Source organism: Thermoleptolyngbya sichuanensis A183, assembly GCF_013177315.1.
Lineage (GTDB): Bacteria > Cyanobacteriota > Cyanobacteriia > Elainellales > Elainellaceae > Thermoleptolyngbya > Thermoleptolyngbya sichuanensis.
The window spans coordinates 1,271,577-1,295,713 of record NZ_CP053661.1; the positions used below are offsets into that span (position 1 = coordinate 1,271,577).

Annotated in this window: 24 protein-coding genes; 9 read left to right on the forward strand and 15 right to left on the reverse strand. The window is 57.5% G+C overall.

What is annotated here, in order from left to right; all coding sequences use genetic code 11:
• Positions 1-21: 21 nt before the first annotated feature.
• On the forward strand, positions 22-2,295 hold the full coding sequence (locus HPC62_RS05435; RefSeq protein ID WP_172354102.1) for a glycosyltransferase family 2 protein: 2,274 nt from the start codon (positions 22-24) through the stop codon (positions 2,293-2,295).
• Between the two features lie 4 nt (positions 2,296-2,299).
• Here the strand turns inward: HPC62_RS05435 and menA are convergent, their stop codons facing one another.
• Both menA and HPC62_RS05445 read right to left on the reverse strand, forming a co-directional pair.
• Positions 2,300-3,169 (reverse strand): 2-carboxy-1,4-naphthoquinone phytyltransferase, encoded by an 870-nt coding sequence (gene menA, locus HPC62_RS05440; RefSeq protein ID WP_225906922.1) that lies wholly within the window; start codon positions 3,167-3,169, stop codon positions 2,300-2,302.
• 162 nt (positions 3,170-3,331) lie between these two features.
• A complete protein-coding gene (locus HPC62_RS05445) occupies positions 3,332-3,469 on the reverse strand; it encodes a hypothetical protein (protein ID WP_172354104.1) in 138 nt (45 codons plus the stop codon).
• A 489-nt stretch (positions 3,470-3,958) separates the two neighbouring features.
• Between HPC62_RS05445 and HPC62_RS05450 the strand changes: the two genes are divergently transcribed.
• Together HPC62_RS05450 and HPC62_RS05455 are read left to right on the forward strand one after the other, a co-directional pair.
• On the forward strand, positions 3,959-5,053 hold the full coding sequence (locus tag HPC62_RS05450; RefSeq protein WP_225906923.1) for an isochorismate synthase: 1,095 nt from the start codon (positions 3,959-3,961) through the stop codon (positions 5,051-5,053).
• A 304-nt stretch (positions 5,054-5,357) separates the two neighbouring features.
• Positions 5,358-6,044, forward strand: coding sequence for a Uma2 family endonuclease (locus tag HPC62_RS05455; RefSeq protein WP_172354106.1), 687 nt, complete (start codon positions 5,358-5,360; stop codon positions 6,042-6,044).
• Here HPC62_RS05455 and HPC62_RS05460 read toward each other — a convergent pair.
• The 4 genes from HPC62_RS05460 to HPC62_RS05475 form a co-directional block, all read right to left on the reverse strand.
• A complete protein-coding gene (locus HPC62_RS05460) occupies positions 6,033-6,554 on the reverse strand; it encodes a Uma2 family endonuclease (protein WP_225906924.1) in 522 nt (173 codons plus the stop codon). The two genes, HPC62_RS05455 and HPC62_RS05460, sit on opposite strands and share 12 nt — an antisense overlap.
• A gap of 146 nt (positions 6,555-6,700) precedes the next feature.
• Complete coding sequence (gene radC, locus HPC62_RS05465) at positions 6,701-7,432, reverse strand: RadC family protein (RefSeq protein ID WP_172354108.1); 732 nt, start codon at positions 7,430-7,432, stop codon at positions 6,701-6,703.
• Between the two features lie 139 nt (positions 7,433-7,571).
• A complete protein-coding gene (locus tag HPC62_RS05470; protein WP_225910607.1) occupies positions 7,572-7,865 on the reverse strand; it encodes a hypothetical protein in 294 nt (97 codons plus the stop codon).
• A 469-nt stretch (positions 7,866-8,334) separates the two neighbouring features.
• Positions 8,335-8,574 (reverse strand): hypothetical protein, encoded by a 240-nt coding sequence (locus tag HPC62_RS05475; RefSeq protein ID WP_172354109.1) that lies wholly within the window; start codon positions 8,572-8,574, stop codon positions 8,335-8,337.
• A 133-nt stretch (positions 8,575-8,707) separates the two neighbouring features.
• Between HPC62_RS05475 and crtD the strand changes: the two genes are divergently transcribed.
• Complete coding sequence (gene crtD, locus HPC62_RS05480) at positions 8,708-10,261, forward strand: C-3',4' desaturase CrtD (RefSeq protein WP_225910608.1); 1,554 nt, start codon at positions 8,708-8,710, stop codon at positions 10,259-10,261.
• An 87-nt stretch (positions 10,262-10,348) separates the two neighbouring features.
• On the opposite strand, the gene speA is transcribed toward crtD, so the two are convergent.
• Positions 10,349-12,397, reverse strand: a complete 2,049-nt coding sequence (speA, locus tag HPC62_RS05485) for a biosynthetic arginine decarboxylase (RefSeq protein WP_172354110.1) — start codon at positions 12,395-12,397, stop codon at positions 10,349-10,351.
• Positions 12,398-12,821: 424 nt separating this feature from the next.
• Here speA and ndk point away from each other — a divergent pair, with 424 nt between their 5' ends.
• Complete coding sequence (gene ndk, locus HPC62_RS05490) at positions 12,822-13,271, forward strand: nucleoside-diphosphate kinase (protein ID WP_172354111.1); 450 nt, start codon at positions 12,822-12,824, stop codon at positions 13,269-13,271.
• A gap of 410 nt (positions 13,272-13,681) precedes the next feature.
• A complete protein-coding gene (locus HPC62_RS05495) occupies positions 13,682-14,995 on the forward strand; it encodes an NF041680 family putative transposase (RefSeq protein ID WP_172353244.1) in 1,314 nt (437 codons plus the stop codon).
• A gap of 251 nt (positions 14,996-15,246) precedes the next feature.
• On the opposite strand, the gene HPC62_RS05500 is transcribed toward HPC62_RS05495, so the two are convergent.
• Positions 15,247-17,079, reverse strand: coding sequence for a serine/threonine-protein kinase (locus tag HPC62_RS05500; protein WP_172354112.1), 1,833 nt, complete (start codon positions 17,077-17,079; stop codon positions 15,247-15,249).
• 246 nt (positions 17,080-17,325) lie between these two features.
• Here HPC62_RS05500 and HPC62_RS05505 point away from each other — a divergent pair, with 246 nt between their 5' ends.
• The 3 genes from HPC62_RS05505 to HPC62_RS05515 all read left to right on the forward strand — a co-directional run bounded on the left by HPC62_RS05505 (position 17,326) and on the right by HPC62_RS05515 (position 19,587).
• Complete coding sequence (locus HPC62_RS05505; protein ID WP_172354113.1) at positions 17,326-18,534, forward strand: amidohydrolase family protein; 1,209 nt, start codon at positions 17,326-17,328, stop codon at positions 18,532-18,534.
• 79 nt (positions 18,535-18,613) lie between these two features.
• Positions 18,614-19,093: a DUF29 domain-containing protein gene (locus tag HPC62_RS05510; RefSeq protein ID WP_172354114.1), complete on the forward strand. Its 480-nt coding sequence runs from the start codon at positions 18,614-18,616 to the stop codon at positions 19,091-19,093.
• Positions 19,094-19,152: 59 nt separating this feature from the next.
• Positions 19,153-19,587: a gamma-glutamylcyclotransferase family protein gene (locus tag HPC62_RS05515; protein WP_172354115.1), complete on the forward strand. Its 435-nt coding sequence runs from the start codon at positions 19,153-19,155 to the stop codon at positions 19,585-19,587.
• Here the strand turns inward: HPC62_RS05515 and HPC62_RS05520 are convergent.
• From HPC62_RS05520 to HPC62_RS05545, 7 genes are all read right to left on the reverse strand, one after another.
• Positions 19,534-20,145: an anthranilate synthase component II gene (locus HPC62_RS05520; protein WP_172354116.1), complete on the reverse strand. Its 612-nt coding sequence runs from the start codon at positions 20,143-20,145 to the stop codon at positions 19,534-19,536. The two genes, HPC62_RS05515 and HPC62_RS05520, sit on opposite strands and share 54 nt — an antisense overlap.
• A gap of 37 nt (positions 20,146-20,182) precedes the next feature.
• Entirely contained in the window at positions 20,183-20,650 is a 468-nt protein-coding gene (locus tag HPC62_RS05525) for a diacylglycerol kinase family protein (RefSeq protein WP_172354117.1), read from the reverse strand.
• Between the two features lie 38 nt (positions 20,651-20,688).
• On the reverse strand, positions 20,689-20,811 hold the full coding sequence (locus HPC62_RS23845) for a hypothetical protein (RefSeq protein WP_255548865.1): 123 nt from the start codon (positions 20,809-20,811) through the stop codon (positions 20,689-20,691).
• Positions 20,812-20,931: 120 nt separating this feature from the next.
• Positions 20,932-21,555 carry an rRNA maturation RNase YbeY gene (gene ybeY, locus HPC62_RS05530; RefSeq protein WP_172354118.1) on the reverse strand — a complete coding sequence of 208 codons (624 nt, stop codon included), beginning with the start codon at positions 21,553-21,555 and terminating at the stop codon, positions 20,932-20,934.
• 7 nt (positions 21,556-21,562) lie between these two features.
• Positions 21,563-21,784, reverse strand: a complete 222-nt coding sequence (locus HPC62_RS05535; RefSeq protein ID WP_172354119.1) for a DUF3285 domain-containing protein — start codon at positions 21,782-21,784, stop codon at positions 21,563-21,565.
• A gap of 279 nt (positions 21,785-22,063) precedes the next feature.
• Positions 22,064-23,206, reverse strand: a complete 1,143-nt coding sequence (locus HPC62_RS05540) for an ABC transporter ATP-binding protein (protein ID WP_172354120.1) — start codon at positions 23,204-23,206, stop codon at positions 22,064-22,066.
• A 136-nt stretch (positions 23,207-23,342) separates the two neighbouring features.
• The gene (locus tag HPC62_RS05545; RefSeq protein ID WP_205370576.1) at positions 23,343-24,134 is read right to left on the reverse strand and encodes an ABC transporter permease; all 792 of its coding nucleotides are present in this window, start codon (positions 24,132-24,134) and stop codon (positions 23,343-23,345) included.
• Positions 24,135-24,137 lie beyond the last annotated feature (3 nt).

Below are 24,137 nucleotides of genomic sequence, written 5' to 3' on the forward strand. Positions count from 1 at the left end.
CAGATTGAGGACTCATCTTCTATGACTACTTCTGAAATTCGTCGTCAGCAGGTGTCCCGATCCAGACCTGCGCCGATGCGTCCGCAGTTGACGACGCTGATTTTGCTGAGCGTGGTGGCGATCGCCTTTGTGATTGTGGCGCTCTGGTTTGCGGGCCAGGGCACGATTAGCAAAATCTTCGCCCAGATCAACGCGATTCAGCAGAATCCCCCGCTGTGGCTAGAAGTGCCGATGGTGACGGGGCAATACCTGCTAGTGCCCACCGTGGCGCTGTTTCTGCTGGTGATGGGGGTGATGGCGCTGTCCCCCCGTCCGCGTCCCTGGTCGCGAACCGTGGTGGTGACGATTTTGCTGGTGCTGACGGTGCGCTATGTGCTGTGGCGAGTGGCCAGCACGCTAAACCTGAATACGCCGCTAAATGGGGTGTTTAGCCTGGGGCTGCTGTTTTTGGAACTATTGATGCTGAGCAGCGCGATTATCCAACTGACGCTGATGCTGAAGGTGCGCGATCGCCGTTCCGAAGCCGATGCCCTTTCCCAAGCCGTGCAAACCGGCCAGTACACGCCAACCGTCGATATTTTCATCCCCACCTACAACGAACCCGCCTTTATCCTCAAGCGCACGGTCATCGGCTGTCAGGCGATCGACTATCCGGCTAAAACGGTTTATTTGCTAGACGACACGCGCCGTCCCGAAATCCAGGCGCTAGCGGCGGATCTGGGCTGCGAATATATCACCCGCCCCGACAATCGCCACGCCAAAGCAGGCAACCTAAACAACGCCCTGCCCCGCACCACTGGGGAACTGATTGTGGTCTTCGATGCGGACTTTGTGCCCACGCGCAATTTCCTGATCCGCACGGTCGGTTTTTTCCAAGATCCGCAGGTGGCACTAGTGCAAACACCGCAGACCTTTTACAACACCGACCCGATTGCCTACAACCTGGGGCTGGAAGACGTACTCACGCCTGAAGAAGAGGTGTTTTATCGCCAGATTCAGCCAATTCGCGACGGGGCGGGTAGCGTTATCTGTTCGGGTACATCCTTCGTGGTGCGGCGCAGCGTGCTGGATGAAATCGGCGGCTTTGTCACCGATTCCCTCAGTGAAGATTATTTCACGGGCATTCGCATTTCGGCTCAGGGCTATCGTCTGGTGTATCTGGACGAAAAGCTGAGTGCTGGTCTGGCAGCAGAAAATATAGCCTCCCACGCGCTCCAACGGCTGCGCTGGGCCCAGGGCACGCTGCAAGCCTTTTTCATTCAGGCGAATCCGCTGACGATTCGGGGGCTGCGGCCGTTGCAGCGGCTGGCGCACTTGGAGGGGCTGCTGCACTGGTTTACCAGCATTTCCCGCGTTGGCTATTTGCTGATGCCGCTGGCCTATTCGTTTTTGGGCGTGATTCCGCTACGGGCGACGGCGGCGGAGCTGATGTATTTCTTTTTGCCCTACTATCTGGTGCAGCTTGCGGTGTTTTCCTGGCTGAACTATCGATCGCGCTCGGCAGTGCTGTCGGACATTTACTCGCTGGCGCTGGCTGTGCCCCTGGCAGCGACGGTTGTAAAGGTGATGCTGAATCCGTTTTCCAAGGGGTTCAAGGTCACGCCAAAGGGCACTGCGAGCGATCGCTTTACGTTTAACTGGAACCTGGCCGCGCCGATTCTGATTTTCTTTGTGCTGACGGCCATTAGCCTATGGGTGAATCTGGGCATGTGCATGATCAAGGGCGCATGGCAACAGACTGTTACGCCAGAAGAGGCGATGGTGGTGAAAGGCATCGGGCTGGGCTGGCTGTGGAGCCTGTATAACCTGATGATGCTGGGGATTGCGCTGCTGATTTTGCTGGATGCGCCGCGCCCCAGTCCCTATGAATGGTTTGACCTGCGCCGGACGGTGCGCCTGCAAGTGGGCGATCGCTCGTTTTACGGCATCACCACCATGATTTCTGAAGTGGGCGCAGAGGTCGCCCTTACACAAGCAGGCTTTCCGCCCCCGTCGCCGGATTTGCCGCCCGTGCAGATCGAGCTATTGGAAGAAAGCCTGACGCTCTGGGGATTGGTGGAACGGACGGGCACAAGCGACGAATTTCCCACCGTGCGGATTCTGTTTGAAGAAATGAGCCTGGAACAGCAGCGCCGCTTGGTGGAAGTCTTGTTCTGCCGTCCGGGGCAGTGGAAAACGCGGCAGTCGCCTGGCGAGTTTCAGTCGCTCTGGCTGCTGCTGCGTGCGTTGCTGAAGCCGAGGGTGTTGTTTGGGCGAAATGCAGACGTGAGTCCGGTGCCTGTGGCAAAAGTCTGAGGGATTAACGACCCAAGGCGGATAGCGCAAACCCTGCACACAGCAGCAGGCTACTCCAAAAATGCAGCGAGACGGCGATGAACTTGCAGTTGCTGACGCGGGCGGGTTTGTCGTGGTTGGCGAGGACGTGACGGCAGAGATGGAGCGCGGGCGGCAGGCTGGCAAAGATGAGCAGCGTCCAGATGGGAAATAGCCCTGTGATGACAAATAGCACCGTTAGCCCGTAGAGGCTGCCGCAGAGCCACGGGAGCAACTGCGCCGAACGACGAGTGCCCAGGCGCACGATGGGCGATCGCTTTCCGGCGGCGGCATCGTCTGCGACCTGGTGAAAGTGGGAGCAGAACAAAATCAGGCTGGTGCTGATGCCCAAAATGATGGATGCGGCCAGGCTTGTCCATGACCCCGACTGGCTCTGGCTATAGTAGGCGGCGGACACGCCCAGCGGCCCAAAGGCGAAGAAGCAGAGGATTTCGCCCAGCCCTTGATAGCCCAGGCGGAAGGGTGGACCCTGATAGACATAACCCAGTCCGCAGCAGAGCAAGACGAGACCCAGAACCGTAGGATCTTGCTGAATCCAGGAAATAGAAATGATGCCTGAAATTCCCAGGATTAAACAAACATTGGCGATCGCAAAAATCAGAGACTTATTTTTCGTTAGATTCACCAAAGAATGATGCTTGTTCTGATCGATTCCGGTTTCCGAATCAAACACATCGTTGCTTAGATTTTCCCAGATCAAAATTAAAATTGCGGCCGCTAAAAATGTGATCAAAATATCCCATTGAAGCGATCGCTTTTCAAAATAGGCGATCGCCGTTCCCAGCGCAATCGGCATAATCGCAACGCTATACATGGGTGGCTTCAGGGCTGCCATCCAGAGCTTTTTGGCAGGCGGCTTGGCGAGCTGCTCTGGGTGGGGGCCGACCGCAGACCCAGCGCTGAGTGTCGGTTCTAGGGAGTGAAGGTTTGTGGAGGGAGTGTGTCGGGTCGGTTTGGTCGTCATTGCCGGCGGGTAACTGCTGGAAGCCTCATTATTCTACGATTTTCCGCCTCTCCGATTGGTCGTGGCGACCTGTTGGAACTGTAAAGAGTTGTGACTGATGTTGCGGGCGATCGCCCCTTGCCCAAACGCTTGATGGGCCTTGGCTTTGTCGGAGACAATCGTCGGCTTCATTAGATCTTATGGGCCGGTGGCTAGACTTTGCCCAAGTATGTTACCTGTAGTAGACAGGCTGCGCCCGCCATTGCTGTTTTACTGCTCACCTTTATCGAACCGTTTTACCATTGACTCATGCCAGTCGCACCCCGACCGATTGAACCTGTTCAAGATTGCAAAAGTTTATATAAACTCCTTTTCCAATGCCAGAAGCATATCAAACAAGTCCTAGATTCTGAGCATCAATCTGGTTGCAATTGGGTCAGCATTTCTCAGGAGATTGAGGCGGTTGATCCACTGCTGGCTCTACATCAATTTAATCTCTCTGATCAGCCCCATTTCTACTTTGAAAAACCCTACGAAGGCGAGGCCGTAGCGGCTTTCGGGAAAACTTTGTCGCTCAGCACGGGGGGCGATCGCCGCTTTTTAAGAACTCAGCAATTTCTCAAGCACAGCTTAATTGGGATGCCTCGTTTCATGGCAACTCATGGGGTGGAAACTGCGCCAATGGGCATCACTTCCCCAGCGGATCTTCGCTGTTTTTGTAGTTACACCTTTTTTGATGAGCCTAGATCACTTCATTCACCATTTGCCTCTGCCATGATCTTGCTGCCAGAGTGGCAGATTTTGCGCCAGCCAGATCGCTGTTTGGCAACCGCAAATATAGCGCTGGATGCTGATACTAATGTGACCATGCTAACCGATGCACTCTGGCGCAAGTTTCAAAAAATTCAGCAGGCAAACTATTCCTTATTAAACTTTGCGGGCAGTGAGGCGATCGCCCCCCCATCCTGGGAATTTTTAGAAATTAATGATTTCCAAAAAACGGTTGAAAAAGCACTCCGCTCGATTCATCAAAATCGCCTGCAAAAACTGGTGCTGTCTCACGCGGTTGACGTGATTTCTCGCCGTCCATTCGACTGGCTTTTTTCCCTGCATCATCTGCGGCAGCTTTATCCCGATTGCTATATCTTTTCGGTGAACCAGGGCGGCAGCAAGACCTTTATCGGAGCCAGCCCCGAACGACTGGTCAGTGTGCGGAATCAGCGCCTCACGACTGATGCGCTGGCGGGGTCTGCGCCGCGAGGCCGCACAGCAGACGAAGATGCGAGGCTGGGATACACCCTGCTGAACACGCCCAAAGAGCGGCACGAACATCAGGTGGTGGTGGACTTTTTGCGCGATCGCCTGCTCTGTCTTGGGCTATCCCCCCAGATGCCCGCCGCCCCCGACCTGCTGCGCTTGTCGAATATTCAGCATTTGCACACGCCCATTCATGCCCACCTGCCTGCCCGACTGCACCCGCTGGAACTGGTGGACGCGCTGCACCCCACGCCCGCCGTGGCTGGGCTGCCCCGCGATATCGCCTGTGAGGAAATTCGCCGTTCTGAGGGCTTTGGGCGATCGCTCTACGCCGCACCCCTGGGCTGGGTCGATGCGGCGGGCAATGCGGAATTTATCGTCGGCATCCGTTCGGCCTTGCTAGAGGGCGATCGCGCTCGGCTGTATGCAGGTGCAGGCATCGTCGCCGGATCGGACCCTGCCCGCGAACTGGCTGAAGTTAAGCTAAAGCTGCAAGCGCTGCTCAAGGCACTGGTCTAGATGTTCTGTTCTAAAGCGCGATGTGCAACTTTCAATCTGCCCTCATCCCCCAACCCCTTCTCCCAAGTCGGGAGAAGGGGAGCAAGAAAGACGCTTTGGGAAATATATTGCCGTATTGCTCACTAGCCTTCTCCCAAGTCGGGAGAAGGGGAGCAAGAAAGGCTTGAAGTCTCTCTCCCGCTCTGGGAGAAGGATTTAGGGTGAGGGGGATCGGCAAAGTTGCACATCCCTTGGTTTAAAGTTGGATATAAGCGTTGCCCTAGTTTCTGCTGCAAGCCCCCAACTCGCCTTGAGAGAGCCTTTTATGGTGACAGTGCCAGTTGCCAAGCCAATTAGCCAAATGCACCTGGCACCGGGCAGTGTAGTCAGCATTTCTGGCCTGTCCTGGGAAGAGTTTGAATGTCTTTTGGAAGAGCTAGGCACACGGCGGGCTGCCCGAATTGCCTACAGCAATGGCACGCTGGAGATTATGGTTCCTTTGCCCGAACATGAACGACCAACCGAGCTAATCTCAGATCTGGTCAAGCAACTGCTGAGCGCGACTGGGCAGGATTACGAACCCTTTGGGTCAACGACATTCAAACGAGAAGGCATCGCTGGGGTTGAGCCAGATGCTTGTTTTTACATTCAGCACGCGCCGCAAATGCGGGGTCGGCGGCGGCTGCAACCGGGCGATCCGCCGCCCGATTTGGCAATTGAATATGTGCATTACGTGACAGATATAACTTCCGTGATGACGCTAGCGGCTTATGAGGCGATCGCCGTTCCAGAACTGTGGGTTTATGCCAATGGAAACCTGACCTTTTACATCCTGCATGATGGGCATTATGTGGAATCTGAATATAGCCCAACGTTTCCTGAGCTTCCAGTTAAGCAGATGATTCTAGAGGCTGTGGCGCAGGTGTGGACAGTCGGCACGCCTGCGGCGCTCCAGGCGTTTCAGATGGCGCTGAGAGCGTGGCTGCAAAAAAGCGACCGATCAGAAGTCTAGCTCCTCAAACAGTTCCGCGACCGCGAGGGAAAACCCCGGCACAACCGATTCGCCCTCCAGCGAGTCTTGGAGCCGCAGCAGGCGATCGGGGCTGGGGCTGTGGTAGACCAGCACGTACTGCTCATCCGGGTGAATCACCCATACTAGGCGAGTTTCGTTTTCAAAATATTCGACGATTTTTTCGTGAATTTCTTCGACCGTGTTGCTGGGCGACAAGACTTCCACTGCCAGATCTGGCGCACCCTGAAAGAAGCCCTTGGGCAGCCGCCGCAGCCCTTGCAGCCGATCTTTAGCCACGAAGGACACATCGGGCGATCGCCGATTGCCGTTTTTCATCGCAAAGGCGGTGCTAGAGTCACAAACTCGGCCCAATTTGTGCGTGCGAACATACAGCGATAGGCTACCTCCCAAAAAGCTGCCAATTTCGCCATGTTCCATTCCTGAGTTGCCCATATCAATGAGTTCTCCGTTCACCAGTTCGTAGCGGTGGCCGTCCTGCGGCAGCGCCATAAATTCTGCATCGGTCCAGACCTTGGGTTCAGAGGCGGGCTGGATCGATAGACCGGATTCCGCTTTGGGTTCGTTTTTGGGTTCGTTTTTGGGTTCGTTGGATGCGAGGGTCATCGGGGAGGCCTCCATTCACGGTTGGGATGGCGCTAGACTTCCTGGGGCGTTTCGCTCCAAAGCTGTGTGGTTTGGCGCAGGCTGATGAAGTCGCCATTGCCTAAGATTAGATGATCCAGCAGCGGGATGCCCAAGACCTGTGCGCCTTGCAGCAGTTGGCGGGTGAGGGCGATGTCTTCTGGGCTGGGTTCCAGGTTTCCCGATGGATGGTTGTGGGCGATGATGGCGCGGGTTGCGCCCCGGCGAATCACTTCGCGGAAGATTTCGCGGGGATGGGCGAGGGTTTCTGTGGCCGTGCCAATGCTGATCAGTTGGGTTCCCAGCAGGCGGTGCTTGATATCCAGCAGCACGACGGCAAAGCGCTCTTGGGGTTGCCACATGAGGTCCTGGCTGAGGACGGCGGCCGCCACGGCGGGGTCGTCTACGATGGTGCGATCGCCCGGTCGGGACTGAAACACCCGCTTGCCCAGTTCGATCGCCGCCAAAATGGTCGTTGCCTTTGCTTCGCCGACTCCGTTGATCTGCATCAACTCCTGAGGCGCAACATGCTGCAAGGCGGCCAGTCCGTTGCCGTGGCTCTCTTCCAGGGTTTTTAGAATCAGATTGCCCAGGCCCACGGCCGACAGTTTGCCCGGCCCCTGGCCGGTTCCCAGCAGGATGGCAAGTAGCTCCGGGGCGGAAAGTTGCTTCGCTCCATAGGCTAGCAGCCGCTCGCGGGGACGTTCGCTTTGCGGCAGGTCGGCGATCCGTAGGCTGTAGGTCATGCAGGTGGGTGCGGGTAGATGCAGAGAGCGGAGGGGCGATCGCCTGCAGCAGTTGCGGGTCTTCTCCGCAGGCGACCGATTTTCCTGATTCTCCTAGTCTTCCCTTAATTTCCTCGTCCTAGTCAAAGGGACGATGGCTTTAATTCAGGGGGCGATCGCGCTGGAGATAGCGCAACACATCCCCCGCATCGGAACGCAGGACAATGCCGCCCTCAGAAATCTGCACCACGCGGCTCCATTCAAAGCGCTCGGCATAGTGCAGGAGATGCAGGCGGTCGATCTCGTGCTGGGTGTCGGCGGGAGACCCGACCAGGTAAAGGCGCAGACGGCGGCGGCTCGGCTGTGGGGGCAGCAGCGGCGGCAGCGAAGCAGGGAGCGAAACCGAGGCCGCCTCCGGGTTGGAAGCCGCCGAAAAGTATTGAATTTGAAGCATTTGGGGTTTCCTCTTGAAATGGGAATGAAGGAAACCCCGAAAAACTGCCGCCCGAAAGACATAGAGCGAATTTCAAGGCGGCTAAAATAAGCAAAGCCCTGAGACAGCGTACTCTGTCAATGGGTCAGGTGCTGGTTGGTGCGGCTAACACCTGCCAGCGCCGTAAACGACTAGCGGCAAATTTTTCGGGGACGCTGCGTCGATAGGGTATCTTTCACAGCTTGATGGACGATTGTAGTAGATGCGATCTCCGATGGCAAGGAAATTTTAGATTTTGAGCTTGGGGATTGATCGACCATTTTGCGGCGGCAAAGGCTCCAAGCTAAACCCCAAAATCCAAAATCCAAAACCCAAAACCCACAGGACTTATGCACTTGCGATAAGCTCTTTGGGCTTTGGACAATTTCTCGCAGGCGCAGCCTGCGAGAAATTGTCCAACTGCGTAAGTCCCAACCCAAAATCCAAAATCTCACAATAGCTCTAGCTCATCCGGACGGAAGGCATAGATGGCCTGTAGCCCAGCCGAATCGACGTAAATCTGCTGCGTATCGAGATCGTACAGGTAAAGCACAATTTCTGCGGGGGACGACGGGGGCGATGCATCCTCCGACCAAACAATCCCGGCAATGATCCCATAGCTGTAGGTACGTTCGCTGTTTGGCTCGGGGCTAAACGGTTGCCGCAGGCGCACGAGGTCGCCTATATCCATCGCAATCTTGAGAAATCTGCCTTAAATGATCATTAACCTTACCTTAACCTGAACATCGAACACAATCTTGACTTTTATAGCGCGATCGCCCTTATCCAGTTAAACGTTAAGATGAGAATTATTAAGAAATGTAATGCAGGTATCACAGGGCTGGCGATCGCTAGCCGGAGTAAGGCGTATGGCTCCTCGTGTGGTGGTAGTTGGGGCGGGCATTGGCGGGCTGACGGCGGCGGCGCTGCTGGCGCGGCGGGGCTATGCGGTGCGGGTGTTTGAGCAGGCGATCGCGCCAGGGGGCTGTGCCTCTACGTTTCGGCGGCGCGGCTTTACCTTCGACGTGGGCGCGACCCAGGTGGCCGGGCTAGAACCGGGCGGCATTCACCACCGCATTTTCTCAGAATTGGGCATCGAGCCACCCGCTGCCACGCCCTGCGACCCTGCCTGCGCCGTCTATCTGCCAGGAGAAGCGGAGCCGATCCGCGTGTGGCGCGATCCGCAGCGCTGGCAGCAAGAGCGGCAGCGCCAGTTTCCGGGAAGCGAACCCTTCTGGCAATTGCTCAAGGACTTGTTTCAGGCAAGCTGGGCGTTTCAGAGCCGAGATCCGGTGCTGCCGCCGCGCAATGGGTGGGATGTTTGGCAACTGGTGCAGGCGGTGCGGCCGGGAACGCTGACCACGCTGCCGCATACGTTTTCTACGGTAGGGCAGGTGTTGCGCTGGTATGGGCTGGGGCAGGATCATCGGCTGCGGCGGTTTCTAGACTTGCAGCTGAAGCTCTATTCCCAGGTGGACGCGGAGGAAACGGCGCTGCTCTACGCGGCCACGGCGCTGGCGGTGCCGCAATCGCCCCAGGGCTTGTTTCACCTCCAGGGCAGTATGCAGGCCCTGAGCGATCGCCTGGTGGAAGCCCTGGAACGCGACGGCGGGACGCTGCACCTGCGCCACTCGGTAGACGGCATCCTCACGGAACAGGGTTGCGCCGTCGGCGTGCGTGTTTGCAACTCCAAAACGGGCGAAACCTGGACAGAACCCGCCGATCACGTCGTCGCCAACGTAACGGTGCAAAATCTGGTGAAACTGTTGGGCGAGGCCGCGCCCAGGGGTTATCGCCAGCGCGTAGACAAGCTGCCCGACGGCTCCGGCGCGTTTGTGGTGTATCTGGGGGTCAAGCAGGACGCGATTCCGGCTGACTGCCCGCCGCACCTGCAATTTCTCTACGACTTTGACGGGCCCATCGCCGAGAATAATTCCCTGTTTGTTTCCGTCAGCCATCCCGACGACGGCCGCGCCCCAGACGGCTGCGCCACGGTGATTGCGTCGTCTTTTACTGACCCGCGCATCTGGCAAGGCGACGACGACCGCTACGCTGCGCTGAAGCAGCACTACACCGAAATGGCGATCGCTCGCCTGGGGCAATTCTTCCACCTGACACCTGAGACGATAGTGCATACCGAAGCCGCCACGCCCCGCACCTTTGCCTACTACACCGCGCGCGATCGCGGCATCGTTGGCGGCATCGGCCAGCGCGTCTCCACCTTCGGCCCCTTCGGCTTTGCCAACCGCACGCCGATTCCTCGCCTGTGGCTGGTGGGCGACTCGACTCATCCCGGCGAGGGCACAGCGGGCGTAAGCTATAGCGCGTGGACCGTGGCGCGGCAGATCGAGGCAGCGGGGGAGGGACGGAAGAAATGAAGAACGAAAAATGAAAAATGAAGAACGAAAAACGAACCCTCTTCGCTCTTCGTTCTTCGCTCTTCGTTCTTCCCTTTTCCCTCTTCCCTACGAGGTCAGGTATGTATACCGACTGAGCGATCGCTCGTAGTTTTGCAATAGCAGTTGCGCTTCTTGCAGGGTGATGCGTCGCTCTTGCAGGGCGGCTTCGCTCTGGCGGCGGATGCTCTCGATCAGGTCTTCCGAGTCGTATTGCACATAGCCTAGCACCTCGGTCATGGTGTCGCCCTTGACGACGTGTTCGATTTGGTAGCCCTTGGGCGTGAGCTGGATATGTACTGTATTTGTGTCGCCAAACAGGTTGTGCAGGTTGCCCATGATTTCCTGATACGCGCCCCCCAGAAATAGCCCCAAGTAATACGGCTCCGTTGTCTGGGGTTCAGAATTCGTGTCTGATCCCTGCCCCCTGACTAGGGGATGCAGTTCCAGCACCGACTTGACATCACGCAGGTCGATGAATTGGTCAATTTTGCCGTCGCTGTCGCAGGTGAGGTCGGCCAGGGTGCCCCGGCAGGTGGGTTCCTCGTCGAGGCGGTGGATCGGCATGATGGGGAACAACTGGTCGATGGCCCAGCTATCGGGGGCGGATTGGAAGACGGACAGGTTGACGTAGTAGATCGATGCCATGATCTTTTCTAGGTCTTCCAGATCGTCGGGCACATAGTCCTGCTGGCGGGCGATTTCCAGAATCTTGGCGCAGCAGGCCCAGTAGAGCCGCTCGGCCCGCGATCGCTCTACCAGGCTGAGATAGCCAAACCCAAACAGGCTGATGGCTTCGTCTTTGAACTGGGTCGCGTCATGATAGGCCTCTTGATACGTGTCGGCGCTGATGGACTGCCAGGTTTCGTAGAGGTTTCGCAGAATCAGATGGTCGTCGTCGGTGGTGGGTTCGGGTTCCTCGGCGATGACATCGCTGGTGCCCAGCACGTCGAACACGAGAACGGACTGATGGGAGGCGATCGCCCGGCCGCTTTCGCTAATCAGCGTGGGCATGGGTACGTCGCGTTCTTCGCAGGCTTCCTTCACCTCTGCTACCACGTCGTAGGCGTAGTTCTGCATGTTGTAGTTTTTGGAGGCGTAGAAGTTGGTCTTGGAGCCGTCGTAGTCTACGCCCAGTCCGCCGCCCACGTCCAGATAGCGCATATTCGCGCCCAGTTGCGCCAGTTCTACAAAAATCTGGCTGGCTTCCCGAATTGCGTCTTTGATTACATTGATGGCAGGAATTTGGGAGCCGATGTGATAGTGCAATAGCTGCAAGCAACTCAGCATGTCGGCGGCGCGGAGCTTTTCTACGGCTTGGATGATTTCAGGCACGGTGAGGCCGAACTTAGCGCGATCGCCCGCCGATCCGCCCCAGCGCCCGATGCCCTTGGCGCTCAGCTTGGCCCGCACGCCCACAATCGGCATGATTCCCAGCTTGCGGCTCTCGGCAATCACCAGGTCTACTTCTTCCACCTGCTCCAGCACGACGATTACCGTCTTGCCCAACTGCTTTGCCAGGATTGCCGTTTCGATATATTCCTGATCTTTATAGCCGTTGCAGATCAGCAGCGACCCCGGCGTGTCGAGCAGCGCCAGGGCAATCATCAGTTCTGGCTTTGACCCCGCCTCTAGCCCAAACTGGTAGGGCTTGCCGAAACGCACCAGGTCTTCGATCAGATGCCGCTGTTGGTTGCATTTCACCGGAAACACGCCGCGATAAACGCCTTGGTAGTTGTAGCGGGCGATCGCCTTGGCAAAGGCAGCATTGAGCCGCTGAATCCGGTCTTCCAAAATATCTGAAAAGCGAATCAGCAGCGGCAGTCCCAAATTTCGCTGCTTCAGCGCTCGCACTAATTCGTATAGATCTAGCGAACCGCCGCGATCGCCCTGCGGAGAGACGGTGACGTGTCCTGCCGCGTTGATCGAAAAATACGGATCGCCCCAGCCCTTGATGCGGTACAGTTCCTCGCTGTCTTCAATCGTCCAGCCCGACTTCACACGTCCCGTCTCTGGAGTCGGCAACTTGGTGATGCGTCGGTCTCGCGGCGTTTCTGCGAGCTTTCCCCCTCCGGGTTCTTCCACATCGCTGGCAAAGAGTTTGGGTTTTACTTCCATCAAGTTTTTCCTCTAGAACATGAGCTAAATCACAAGCGGTGAGCCGCAAAAGCAGTGTCCCAGGTTTTTCCAGTTTTTTCCAACAGTTTGGGGTGTCGCACGACGCACGACACCCCATCCAGGTCGGCATTTCTTAAGCTCAGCTTAAGTCTAGCGTATTTCCCTAAGAAAGCTCTGTATCCTTTGTCGCGCAAGGCTTTAGTTAAGCTTCGATTAAGCTTTGAGAGGAAGCCCCGATGACCATTGCCCCCGACTCTTTACAAAAGGCCATCTTTTTCTGAGCATAGAGAAGGCTTGCAAGGGTTCTGCCTGGAATTCCCTACCTGGAATTCCCTGCTTGGAATTTCCCAGTTGGAATGTCCTGATTGGAACCCCCCGCTCGGAATGCAGTTAGGAGTTATTTGGAGTATTTGGAGTAACTATTGTGGAACGCACCTTTATCGCAATTAAACCCGACGGCGTGCAGCGCGGGCTGGCCGGCGAAATCATCCGCCGCTTTGAGACGAAAGGCTTTACCCTGGTGGGGCTGAAGTTTTTGCAGCCCAGCCGCGAACTGGCGGAGCAGCACTACGCGGTTCACAAGGAGCGCCCCTTTTTCGCAGGTCTGGTGGACTTTATCACTTCGGGCCCGGTGGTGGCGATGGTGTGGGAAGGTGACGGCGTGATTGCCTCGGCCCGCAAGCTGATCGGCGCAACCAACCCGCTGAATGCCGAACCGGGCACGATTCGCGGCGATCTGGGTGCAAACATTGGCCGCAATATCATCCACGGTTCCGACGCACCAGAAACGGCGGAGTATGAAATCGGCCTCTGGTTTAAGCCGGAGGAATTGGTGAACTGGACTCCGACAATCATGCCCTGGGTGCATGAGTAGGGCGATCGCCCGTTTTTGCCCGTTTGGTTAATGGTTGGATGGGTTGAAGCGACTGGCGAACCAGCAATCCTTGGGGGAAGCCTTCCCCCAAACCCCCTGCTTGGGGGACGAAGCGCGTCCCCCAAACCCCCTCCGACCTCGGTATCGGCGGTGTCCGGTAACATTCTGTCCGTCTGCAATTCGGTCGGCATATTGCCAGGCGGCTCTGGGCGGATGTGTACTGGAAAAGCCTACGAAAAGAACGCTGCGTGATTCTCTCAGGAAGACGCTGCGCGATCGCCCTTATCACCCCTGCAATGCGAAGCGACCTTTCACTCTCACTTTAGTTTGGACTAATGGTGAAGAGGAAGGCAGTCAATGAGAAGCACCGACTGCCGTAAGGTCAATGAAGTACAACCAACATTGACCCCATGATTTTCAACGAACTTCAGCAATTTCGCCAAACGTTGTATGCCAGCTTGGGAAACGCCAGAGATGCCCTGTTTGATCTGATGGATGCCGTGTTAGTGAGTGCGTGCATCGTGTCGTTTGTGAGGCTATCGCAGAGTCCTGTCTTTCGTCGCCAGTGGTCGAGCACCTATGAAGCGTTGCGCGATAGCCGCCTACCCCGATCAAAGGTGCTGAAGCTGTTGGTGCAGCAGATACCGACTCAGCAGCAACCGTTGTTGGCAGGTGATGCGAGTCGGTGGAACCGTCCTGCTGCCAGGCGTTTGAAAGACCGCACCTTATCAGGCAGAACAGGACATGCCCCGATAGCCGGACAAAACTACAGTACCTTAGCCTGGATTGCTGAAGACAGGGGCAGTTGGGCATTACCATTGCGGCATGAGCGCATCACCAGCTTTGAAACACCCGCCAGTAAAGCGGCATTCCAACTCAAACAAGTGACTCGGCAGTTAGCGGTGCGTCCGTTGGCGATCTACGACCGAGGGTACGGCAATGCCAGTTTTGTCAACCAAACGGCAGGGATTGAGGCAGACTTGCTGCTGCGGGTTACATCCAATCGATGTGTCTATGGCGCGCCCCCAGCGTATCGAGGGCGAGGCGCACCTGCCAAGCATGGACATAAGATGAAACTCAATGACCCTGACACTTGGAGTGTCCCGGTCGAAACCGTTGAAGTCGATGATCCCAACTGGGGACGAGTGCGGGTCAGTCGTTGGAGTGCATACCATTTCCGCAAATCCCCCAAACGGGCAATGGAAGTGTTGCGCGTGGAGGTGCTGGAGACACAGAGCAGCACGCGACGCTTGGCTCCTTTGTGGTTAGTTTGGCTGGGTGAGCAGATGCCTCCGTTAGAAACCCTGTGGTTGCACTACCTCCGTCGCTTTGCCATTGAACACTGGTATCGCTTTGCCAAGCAGAGGCTATATTGGACACATCCCCAGTTCAGTTCTGTATCGGCAACCGAACAGTGGAGCAGCCTGATGCCGTTGCTCAGTTGGCAGTTGTGGTTAGCGCGAAAGGACTGTACTGACCACCCCTTGCCCTGGCAGGCACCGCAAGAAACGTTGACTCCGGGTCGGGTCGCACAAGCGTTTGCAGGCATTTTGGCAGCGATTGGCACCCCTGCTCCTGCGCCTAAACCTCGTGGTAAATCGCCAGGACGAGGCAAGGGGCACAAGCCAACTCCTCGTCCCTGCTATCCGATGGTCAAAAAACGAGCCTCGAAACGCAAGACATCCGAACAATCCCTGAACAGTCCGGTTGCAACAGCAGCTTAACTGCGAGCAGGATTGTATCCAATTCCTTAAGTTCAACTGTTATGAACGGTTGAGCAGATTCTTTATGGCATCCTGTTGAGCATTATTGTGATGCCAGTTAGTCCAAACTAAAGCTCTCACCGACAAGCCCTTAGGAGGGGGTGCGGGGGACGCTTCGTCCCATGCAAAAGGGGGTTTGGGGGATATCCCCCAAGGCTGTTTGGCTCGCCAGTCGCATCAATCACACACCTGCGTCCAAAGGATCGCAGATCCTAACGTCGCCAGAGCTTAATCGTGCGATCGCGGCTTCCCGAAATCAAAATCTGGCTATCGGTCGTAAAGGCGATCGCATTCACTTCGCGGGTATGCCCCGCCAGCGTGTGGCAGAGTTTGCCGTCGGGCAGGCTCCACAGCTTTACCGTGTGGTCGCTGCTGCCGCTGGCGAGGAGGGTTCCGTCGGGGCTGAGGGCGATCGCCTTGATCCAGTCGTGGTGTCCGTTGAGCATCTGCACCTTGCGCGTCTCAAAGTTCCACAGGCGGATGCTGTGGTCGCTGCTGGCGCTGACCAAGATCGACCCATCTGCACTAAAGGCGATCGCATTCACATCGCGGCTGTGTCCTTCCAGCGTTTTCAGAAGTTCCCCCGTGTACAGGTTCCACAGGCGAATCGTATTGCCGCTGCTGCCGCTGGCCAGCAGGCGACCGTCGGGGCTGATGGCGACACAGGTGACTGCACGGGGTTCTTCTAGCGTGCGGACGAGCCGCCCCGTCGCCAAGTGCCACAGCCGAATGGTGTGTTGGTCGCTGCCGCTGACTACCGTTTGCCCATCGGGACTGACCGCTACCGCCAGCGACACGATCGAATCCGACGGGTCGTTTAGCGTCCGCAGCAGTTCGCCGTTCTCCGGATTCCACACCCGCAGCGTATCATCCAGGCTGCCGCTGATGAGCCGCTGCCCGTCGGGGCTAAACGCTAGCGACACCACAGGTTCCGTATGCCCCAGCAGAATGCCGGTAGATTTGTCGGTTTTCACGTCCCACAGCCGAATCGAGCGGTCAAAGCTGGCGCTGGCAAACTGCTGATTGCGCGGGTTGAGGGCGATCGCCGCCACGGCCTGTTTATGCTCACACAGCGTCCGCATACAGCGCCAGGGCGATCGCTGGGGCGGAACCGTAGCGGCGGGGTTCATCGGCGCAGACGGACGATAGGGCAGGGCGAAAGACACCTGCGCGGGTTCCAGATCGTGCAAAACGGCGCTGGCGGCGGCGTATCGGCGGCTGATGGTCGGCTCGATCATCCGGTCGATCACCAGAGCCAGGTCATCGCTGACGGATTGCATCAGGTGGTCGCGCCACAGCCAGCGCCCTTCGACAAAACAGTACAAGTCGATGGGCGGCACCTCGGTCATCAGGTGAATGCAGGTAACTCCGAGGCTATAGAGGTCGCTGGCGAAGGTGGCTTTGCCTGCGACTTGTTCCGGTGCAGAATAGCCCGCACTGCCGATGACTGTCCCCGTTTTGCTGAGGCTGGAAGCCGTTGTCATTTTCGATGCGCCAAAGTCCACTAGGGTCAGCGTTTCCGTGTGGCGATCGCGAATAATATTGTCGGGTTTAATGTCGCGGTGGATCACCTGATGATCGTGGACAAACTGCACCACGGGCAGCAGACCCCGCAGCAGATGCCGGATCTGGTCTTCGTCAAACGCGCCCGCTTGCAGCAGTTCTCGCGTCAGGGGATGCCCGTCTACATAGGTCTGGATCAGATACGGGTAGCCGTTATGAATAAAGTGCGCCAGCAGTTTGGGAATTTGCGGGTGCTGCCCCAGTTCGTCGAGCCGCTCGGCCTCCCGCTGAAACAATTCCTCCGCTTTGGCGGCGTGGCGGGTTCCCGGCTTGGGTGGAAAGAGCTGCTTGATGACGCAGCGTGGCCGCGAGGGCAGGTATTCATCCACTGCCAAAAACGTCCGCCCAAACCCGCCCGCCCCCAGCGGTTCCAGCGCCCGATAGCGATCGCCCAGCACCAGTTCCATCCCGCAACTCTGGCAAAAGGGGCGATCGCCCACATTGCGGGGATTGGCACAGTTCGGGTTGAGGCAATAGCTCACGGAGAGTTGCAGGGAGAGGTGAATGGGGTTAGGGAGGGGGGTTTGGATTTTGGATTTTGGGGTGGGGCGGAGGGGCTGCGGGGGCCCCATGCAGAATGGGCTAGTGAGACTAGAAAGGGGACTGGACAGTAATCAGCAAATTGTGAATGTTCTACGACAATTTTCCATCGCGTGGGATTAGAATCGCCACATCTCGCTATTGAATGTCACGTCACGTCTGTCCTATCCCACCCCAACTCGCTGCCGATGCTGGAATTCACTGACTGCGTTGTGCTGCATGGCCCAGAGCTAGAGCCGCACTGGTGCGATCGCCTCACCGTCTCCGCCGACACCATCACCCGCCTGAAACTGCGCCCCCCCTGCCTTAGCCTGGATCGGGGGACGCAGGTCATCGTGCCCGCGTTTTACAATAGCCACACCCACATGGGCGACTCCTGCCTGCCCGACGGCGCAACGGGCATGACGCTGGAGCAGGGCTTCTTTCGTCCCCACGGCTATAAATATCGCGAGCTGGCGAAACAGACCCCAGCCGAACACCTGGGTCACATCACTGCCCATCTGCGCTACATGGCCCGCACGGGCACAATTGGCCACATCGACTTTCGGGAGCAGGGCGTGTATGGCAGCGAGCTATTGCGTCGTGCCTCGGCAGAAACGGGGGTTCGCTCGGTGGTGTTGGGTCAGTTTAACGAGTTGCCCTTCACCGCCGCCCAACTTCAGGAAAATCAGGCGGCGTTGCCAGAGGAGTCCTTGGCGGAACTGGCGGCCGTGCTGGCGATCGCCGACGGCTTTTCCGAAAGCACCATGAACGACCTCACCGATGCCGCCTGGGTGCAGATTCGCGACATCACCGAGGCCCAGGGCAAGCTGAGGGCGATCCACTGTCTGGAAAACGACGGCTATCGGGAGGTGAGCCTGGCCGTCACGGGGCGCGGCGACCTGGAGCGGGCGCTGGATCTGTATCAGCCGCATCTGGTGATCCACGCCACCGTCGCCAACGATGCCGAAATCGCCCTGATGAGCCAGCACCGTGTCAACATTGCCCTGAATCCCCGCGCCAATGCCAACCTGGGGCTGCCGCTGCCGCCCATCGCTAAATTGTTGGAAAGCAACGCCAATCTGCTGCTGGGCACGGACAACGGCCTGCTCAACAGCCCCAATCTGTTTGCCGAACTGGATTTCACCTATAAAGTCGCCAAGAGCCAGTATGGGGATGCCATCCGCCCTGATCCCAGAGCGATTCTAAAAATGGTGACGACCAACGTGCGATCGCTCCTCGGCGGCGACACCTACGGCTATCTAGAACAGGGGCTTCCTGCGGATTTCGTCGTGCTGGACTTTACCCAACCGCATCTCCGCGCTAGTCGCCACATTCCTGCCAGTATCGTTACTCGCGTCACGCCGGCCGACGTGTTGGCTACGGTTCGTCAGGGTAAGGTGTTGTTTGGAGAGTGAAGAGGGAAGAGGGAAGAGGGAAGAGGGAAGAGGGAAGAGGGGTTGGATTTTGGAGAAGTTTGCATGATGGGAGATGGGTATGGCGGAGTTTCCAGCGAAAGCTACGCTCTATGACCAAGATTTTTGCCTCTGGATAGACGAAACTGCGGCTCATCTGCGGGCAGGCGAGTTTGGCACTGTGGACTGGGAGCATTTGATTGAGGAGGTTGAGGCCTTGGCCAAGCGCGATCGCCGCGAGCTAGAAAGCCGCCTGCGAGTGCTGTTGAGTCATTTGCTGAAGCGGGTTTATGTTAAATCTCCAGAGGATTATCGGGGTTGGGAAAACCCGATCAAAGAACAGCGCAGCGAAATCCAACTGCTGCTCAAAGATTCGCCTAGCCTCAAGGGGTATCTCACCGAGATTTTTGAAGCGTCTTGGCGCTATGCTGCTGGACAGGTGAAGGACGACTATCCTGATGTTGCCCTGCCTGCCCATTGTCCGTTTCCCCCAGAGCTTGAACCCCTTCTGATGCAAAAGTTCTGGCTGGCTAATCCGCCTGGGCAAAACGCGGGAGACTAAAGATAAACCCTAGATAAACCAGATAAACCCTAGATAAACCCTGCATCTCTCCTTGCAAAATGCTTTCTCCCGACCTGCTGCATGTTTTTGTCTACGGTACGCTGAAACCCGGCGAATATTTCTATCCGCGCTACTGTGAGGGCAAAGTGGTGGCCAGCGTAGAGGCGATCGCCCTGGGCACGCTCTATGACTTGCCGATGGGATATCCGGCGCTCACGCCTGGGGAAGATCCCGTTTATGGCTATGTGCTGTCCTTTGCGGATTTTGGCGTGCTGGCGGCGCTGGATGAACTGGAAGGCTATGATCCCGACGGCTCGCCGCTGCTAAACGAATACGAGCGATCGCTGGCAACGGTGTATGACCTGAACCGGGAACCGCTGGGCCAGGCCTGGCTCTACTGGATGGCGACGAAACAGGCAGAACAGCTTGGCGGCTCGCGCCTAGCCCACGGCCGCTGGACGGGACGGAATCTGCCGCAAGAAGTTTCGCAATAGCTGTTTGCCTTGGTCGGTCAAAATGCTTTCGGGATGAAACTGCACGCCCTGGAGGTGCGGAAACTCTCGATGGCGCACGCCCATAATCGTGCCGTCTTCCACCCAGGCGGTGACTTCTAGCACGTCGGGGCAGGTTTCCCGATCCACCACTAGGCTGTGGTAGCGCGTCGCCGTCATGGGGCTGGGGATGCCCTCAAACACGCCCACGCCCGTATGCTCGATGGCGGATGTTTTGCCGTGCATTAGCTCTGCTGCCGAAGTCACCTGGCCACCAAACACCTGCCCAATCCCCTGATGCCCCAGGCACACGCCCAGCAGCGGCAGTTCCGGCCCCAGTTCTGCAATCACCTGCGGCGAGATGCCCGCATCCTCCGGCCGACCGGGCCCTGGCGAGATGACGATGCCGTCGGGCTGCAATTGCCGAATCTCTTCGACCGTAATCTCGTCGTTGCGATAGACCCGGATATCGGCCGCGACGGGCAGTTCTTCCCCCAGTTCCCCCAGATATTGCACTAGGTTATAGGTAAAGCTGTCGTAGTTGTCGATGACCAAGATCATGAGGAATGAAGGGTTGGAAAGTGGGGATCGTGTGCAGTTAAACCAGCCCTAGCACCGCTAGCAGCGGGGGCAGCAGCAGTGAACCAGCGACTAACAGAGCGGCGATCGCCGAAATCAGCACGGCCCCAGCGGCGCAGTCTTTGGCGGTTTTGGCGAGTTCGTGATAAGTCTGCTTGACGGTGAGATCAACGACGGACTCTAACGCGGTGTTCAGCAGTTCCATCGTCAGCACCAGCCCGCTCGTGAGACCGATAATCGCAATTTCAACCCGGCTCAGTTGGAGCCAGAGGCTCAGACCAATGGCAATTGTGCCCACCAAGAGATGAATCCGAAAGTTTCGCTGCGTAAAAAAGGCGTAGGTCAGCCCCGCCCAGGCGTATCGAAAGCTAACAAACAGGCTGGATGCCACTTTCCAGGACAACTCCCGATTGGGCTTGCTAGGAAAGGGAATCGGGGGGGACGGTGGAACAACCTGAAAGTTTTCGGTGGAGAGTGGCTGAGGCATAGGAACCGTTGCGACTTGAATAGGGATAAGACAGAAATCTAGGCATTGACTAGTAGGCGATCGCTGAGTAACGTCAGATAAAAAATCGGACTAGTGTCGAGACAAGCGCTCAAGCGGCGGCAGAGGCTAGATCGGCGACGATAGCCCTGCGGGTCGCTCATCGTCTCGCTCCGTCAATCGTTCAGAAATCATTCAACAGCGATCATTCAGACTTCGCCAATCATCAGGATGCCCAGTTCCAAATGGCAATGGACATGTTGGCAAGAGACACCTCTCCCTGGTTAATCATACTGAACCTCTAGTGCAACAGTTTGTAGCAGATTAACTTGTTGCTGCAACATTTTTTGGAGGTGGGCCTCGTCGGGATGATCCCATCCCAGCAGGTGCAGCAGTCCGTGGGTCGCCAGCCAAGCTAGTTCTTCGGTCAGCGTGTGGTGGCGCTGTTGGGCCTGGGCAGCGGCGGTATCCAGCGAGATGATGATGTCGCCCAGAGGGAAGGGTTCTTCGGCAAGCAGTCCGGCAGGCAGCGTCACGCCAGACTCCGTTGCGGAAAACGACAGCACATCTGTTGGGCGATCGATCTGGCGGTATTGAGCATTGAGCTGGTGAATCTCGGCATCGGTGGTCAGCCGCAGACTCAGCTCATACGCGCCAATGGGAGAGAGATCGGGCGCGAGTGCCGTAAGCCAGGTTTGGAACCAGGTGATCCAGGTATCTTGGGGAACGGGAGAGGCGATCGCCCCCTCCTCCTGCACGTCCACCTCAACTGAGATTTCCCGTAAGATTTCCCCTGAGGTTTCCTGAACAGACTGGGCTTCAGGGACTCCAGTCCATACTTCAGCAGCCGAACGCGCCACTCCGGAGGCTTCTGGGATATCGGCTCGACCCGGAAATTCTGGAATCATCGCCTCTTCACCGCGTTAGGTAGGCCAGCCCCACCAGCAGCCCCAACAGTCCCACAGTGGTCAAAGCAAAATGCTTGAGCGACGTGCCCCGCTTGCGAACCATGTTCCGCATGGCCAGTTTCACATAGCTGGGCGGCGGCTCCGATGGCGCAGCCTGTGCAGGATTGGGAGCATCGGCAACACCAGCAAGCGCTTCCTCCGACGAGGCGGGTTGCGAACGTTCACTCATAAACTAAAGCCCCTGGCTCAACGCATAGAATTCGCGTACCAGAATAACTCTAAACCATCCCCTAATGTGACGAACTGTGGACTTAATGTTAAATCTCTGTTAAACCTTTCAACGCTGAAGCCTTTCAGAAGCTTCCCATCATTTGCCACCTTCAGCGTTGACTCTCGCGGTTCCAGCTTTCTCGTCTTGGCGAACCGCGCACACGCTTTGGCCCTTTGTTCGCCCAGCCACTTGCTCGCCCAGCGACACAGGAACCCGGTCGGCTGCTCGATGCTGTTTTTAATCGCGCACCGGATCTTCAACATTCAAAATCGCCGAACGCTGAATAGGCTTAGGCGCTTCTTCGATCGTCAGCACGCGGCACTGATCTGGCGGGAAGCTCAACTGCACCAGTTGCCCAGCGGCAAACGCTTCTGCCTGACCTGTCGGCACATCCACATTCAAATAAAACTCGCCCACCAGCACCGACAGTCGCACCGCTGAGCCAAGGAAGGTTCGACCTGTAATCAACCCGCTCAGCAGATTGGTATTGGGCGGGGCGGTTTGCTCTGGCGGCTGGGCGGCGATGCTCTCTGGACGCACCAGCACCACCACTCGGCTGCCATCGGGCAGGTTTGTCGGCTGCGTCTGCAAAAACTCGTCGGGCAGGCTGGTGTTGGGGTGGGTGTCGATGCGGACTTTGCCGTCTACCCAAAAGCCAGGGATCTGGTTCATTGCGCCAATGAAGGAGGCGGTAAACGCAGTGCTAGGGGTAAGGTAAATCTCCTCTGGTGTGCCCAGTTGCTCAATTTTCCCTTGGGACATGACCACGACGCGATCGCTCACACACAGCGCCTCTTCTTGGTCATGGGTGACAAACAGCGTGGTGATGCCCAACTGCTGCTGAATCCGGCGAATTTCGTTGCGGAGCTGCACGCGCACCTTGGCATCCAGCGCCGACAGGGGTTCGTCGAGCAGCAACACCTGCGGCGAGATGGCCAGCGCCCGCGCCAGGGCCACCCGCTGCTGCTGTCCGCCCGAAAGCTGATGGGGAAAGCGATCGCCCATACTGCCCAGCCCCACCAGTTCCAGCATTTCCTCCACGCGCCGCTGCTGCTCTCCCCGGTTCATTTTCCGCAGGCCCAGCCCAAAGGCAACATTCTGCGCCGCCGTCATGTGGGGAAACAGGCTGTAGGACTGAAACACCATGCCCATGTCTCGCCGATTTGCCGGAATCCGCGTGATATCCTGCCCGTTTAGCAGGATTGTGCCGCTGGTTGGTTTCTCAAACCCCGCAATCATCCGCAAAATCGTCGTCTTGCCGCAGCCCGACGGCCCCAGCAGCGATACAAACTCGCCCGACTGAACCTGCAAATCGACCCCGCGAACTGCCAGAGTGGTGCCGCCGTAGGACTTGGAGAGTTGGTTGAGGGAGAGGTGCATGGGAAAAGGGAAAGATGAAGAACGAAGAACGAAGAGGGAAGAACGAAAAATGAACAGGGGGATGGGGGGCGATCGCGCTCTTTTTGGGACTCGGTTTTCAATGCTGCTTTCAATACTGCAATTATCACGGCTGCAACTATCGCGGCCCGCCTAATTGGCCGCTGCTGCCGCGGCCCAGCAGTTGCACGATGCCGATCGCGCCCCAAGTTAGGGCAAAGCTAACGACGGCAAGGGCAGAGGGTTCGTAGACTTTGCTGCTGGCGAGCAGGTTCATGTAGGGGCCGAAGGCGGGCTGGGCCAGCAGAGCGGCGATGGTGAACTCGCCCATCACGATGGCAAAGGTGATGAAGGCTCCGTTCAGCAGGGCGACGCGCAGGTTAGGGAAGATGACGCGCAGGATGACCGCAGGCCAGCTTGCGCCGAGGCTTTGGGCGGCTTCGGTGAGGGTCTGGACATTGATGGCTCGCATCCCGGTGTCTACGGCGCGATACATATAGGGAAAAGAGAGGACGACGTAGGCGACGGTGAGCAAGATCCAGCCGCCCGTGCGCGTGTTGAGCAGCGTGGTGCTGTAGGTGCGGATCAGACCAAAGACCAGCACCACGGCGGGAACGACAAAAGGCAGCAGCGTGATTAGCTCCATGACCGGGCGCATCCGGGGGAGTCGAAGCTGCACCCAGTAGGCCGTGGGAACGATCAGCAGCCAACTGAGGGCGATCGCCGCCAGCGCCGTCAGCGCTGAAAAGGTAAAGCTTTCAAAAAACTTGGGATCATTAAAGATGTTGCTGTAGGCGGCGAGGCTGAGGGTGTCTCGCTGGGCCCGCAGCGAAAAGTCAATGGTGGCGATCAGCGGGATAGCAAAATACAGCGTGCCAATCGCCATCCATAGCCACGCCCAAAAATTGCCCCGCTTGGTCGAATCCATCATCCC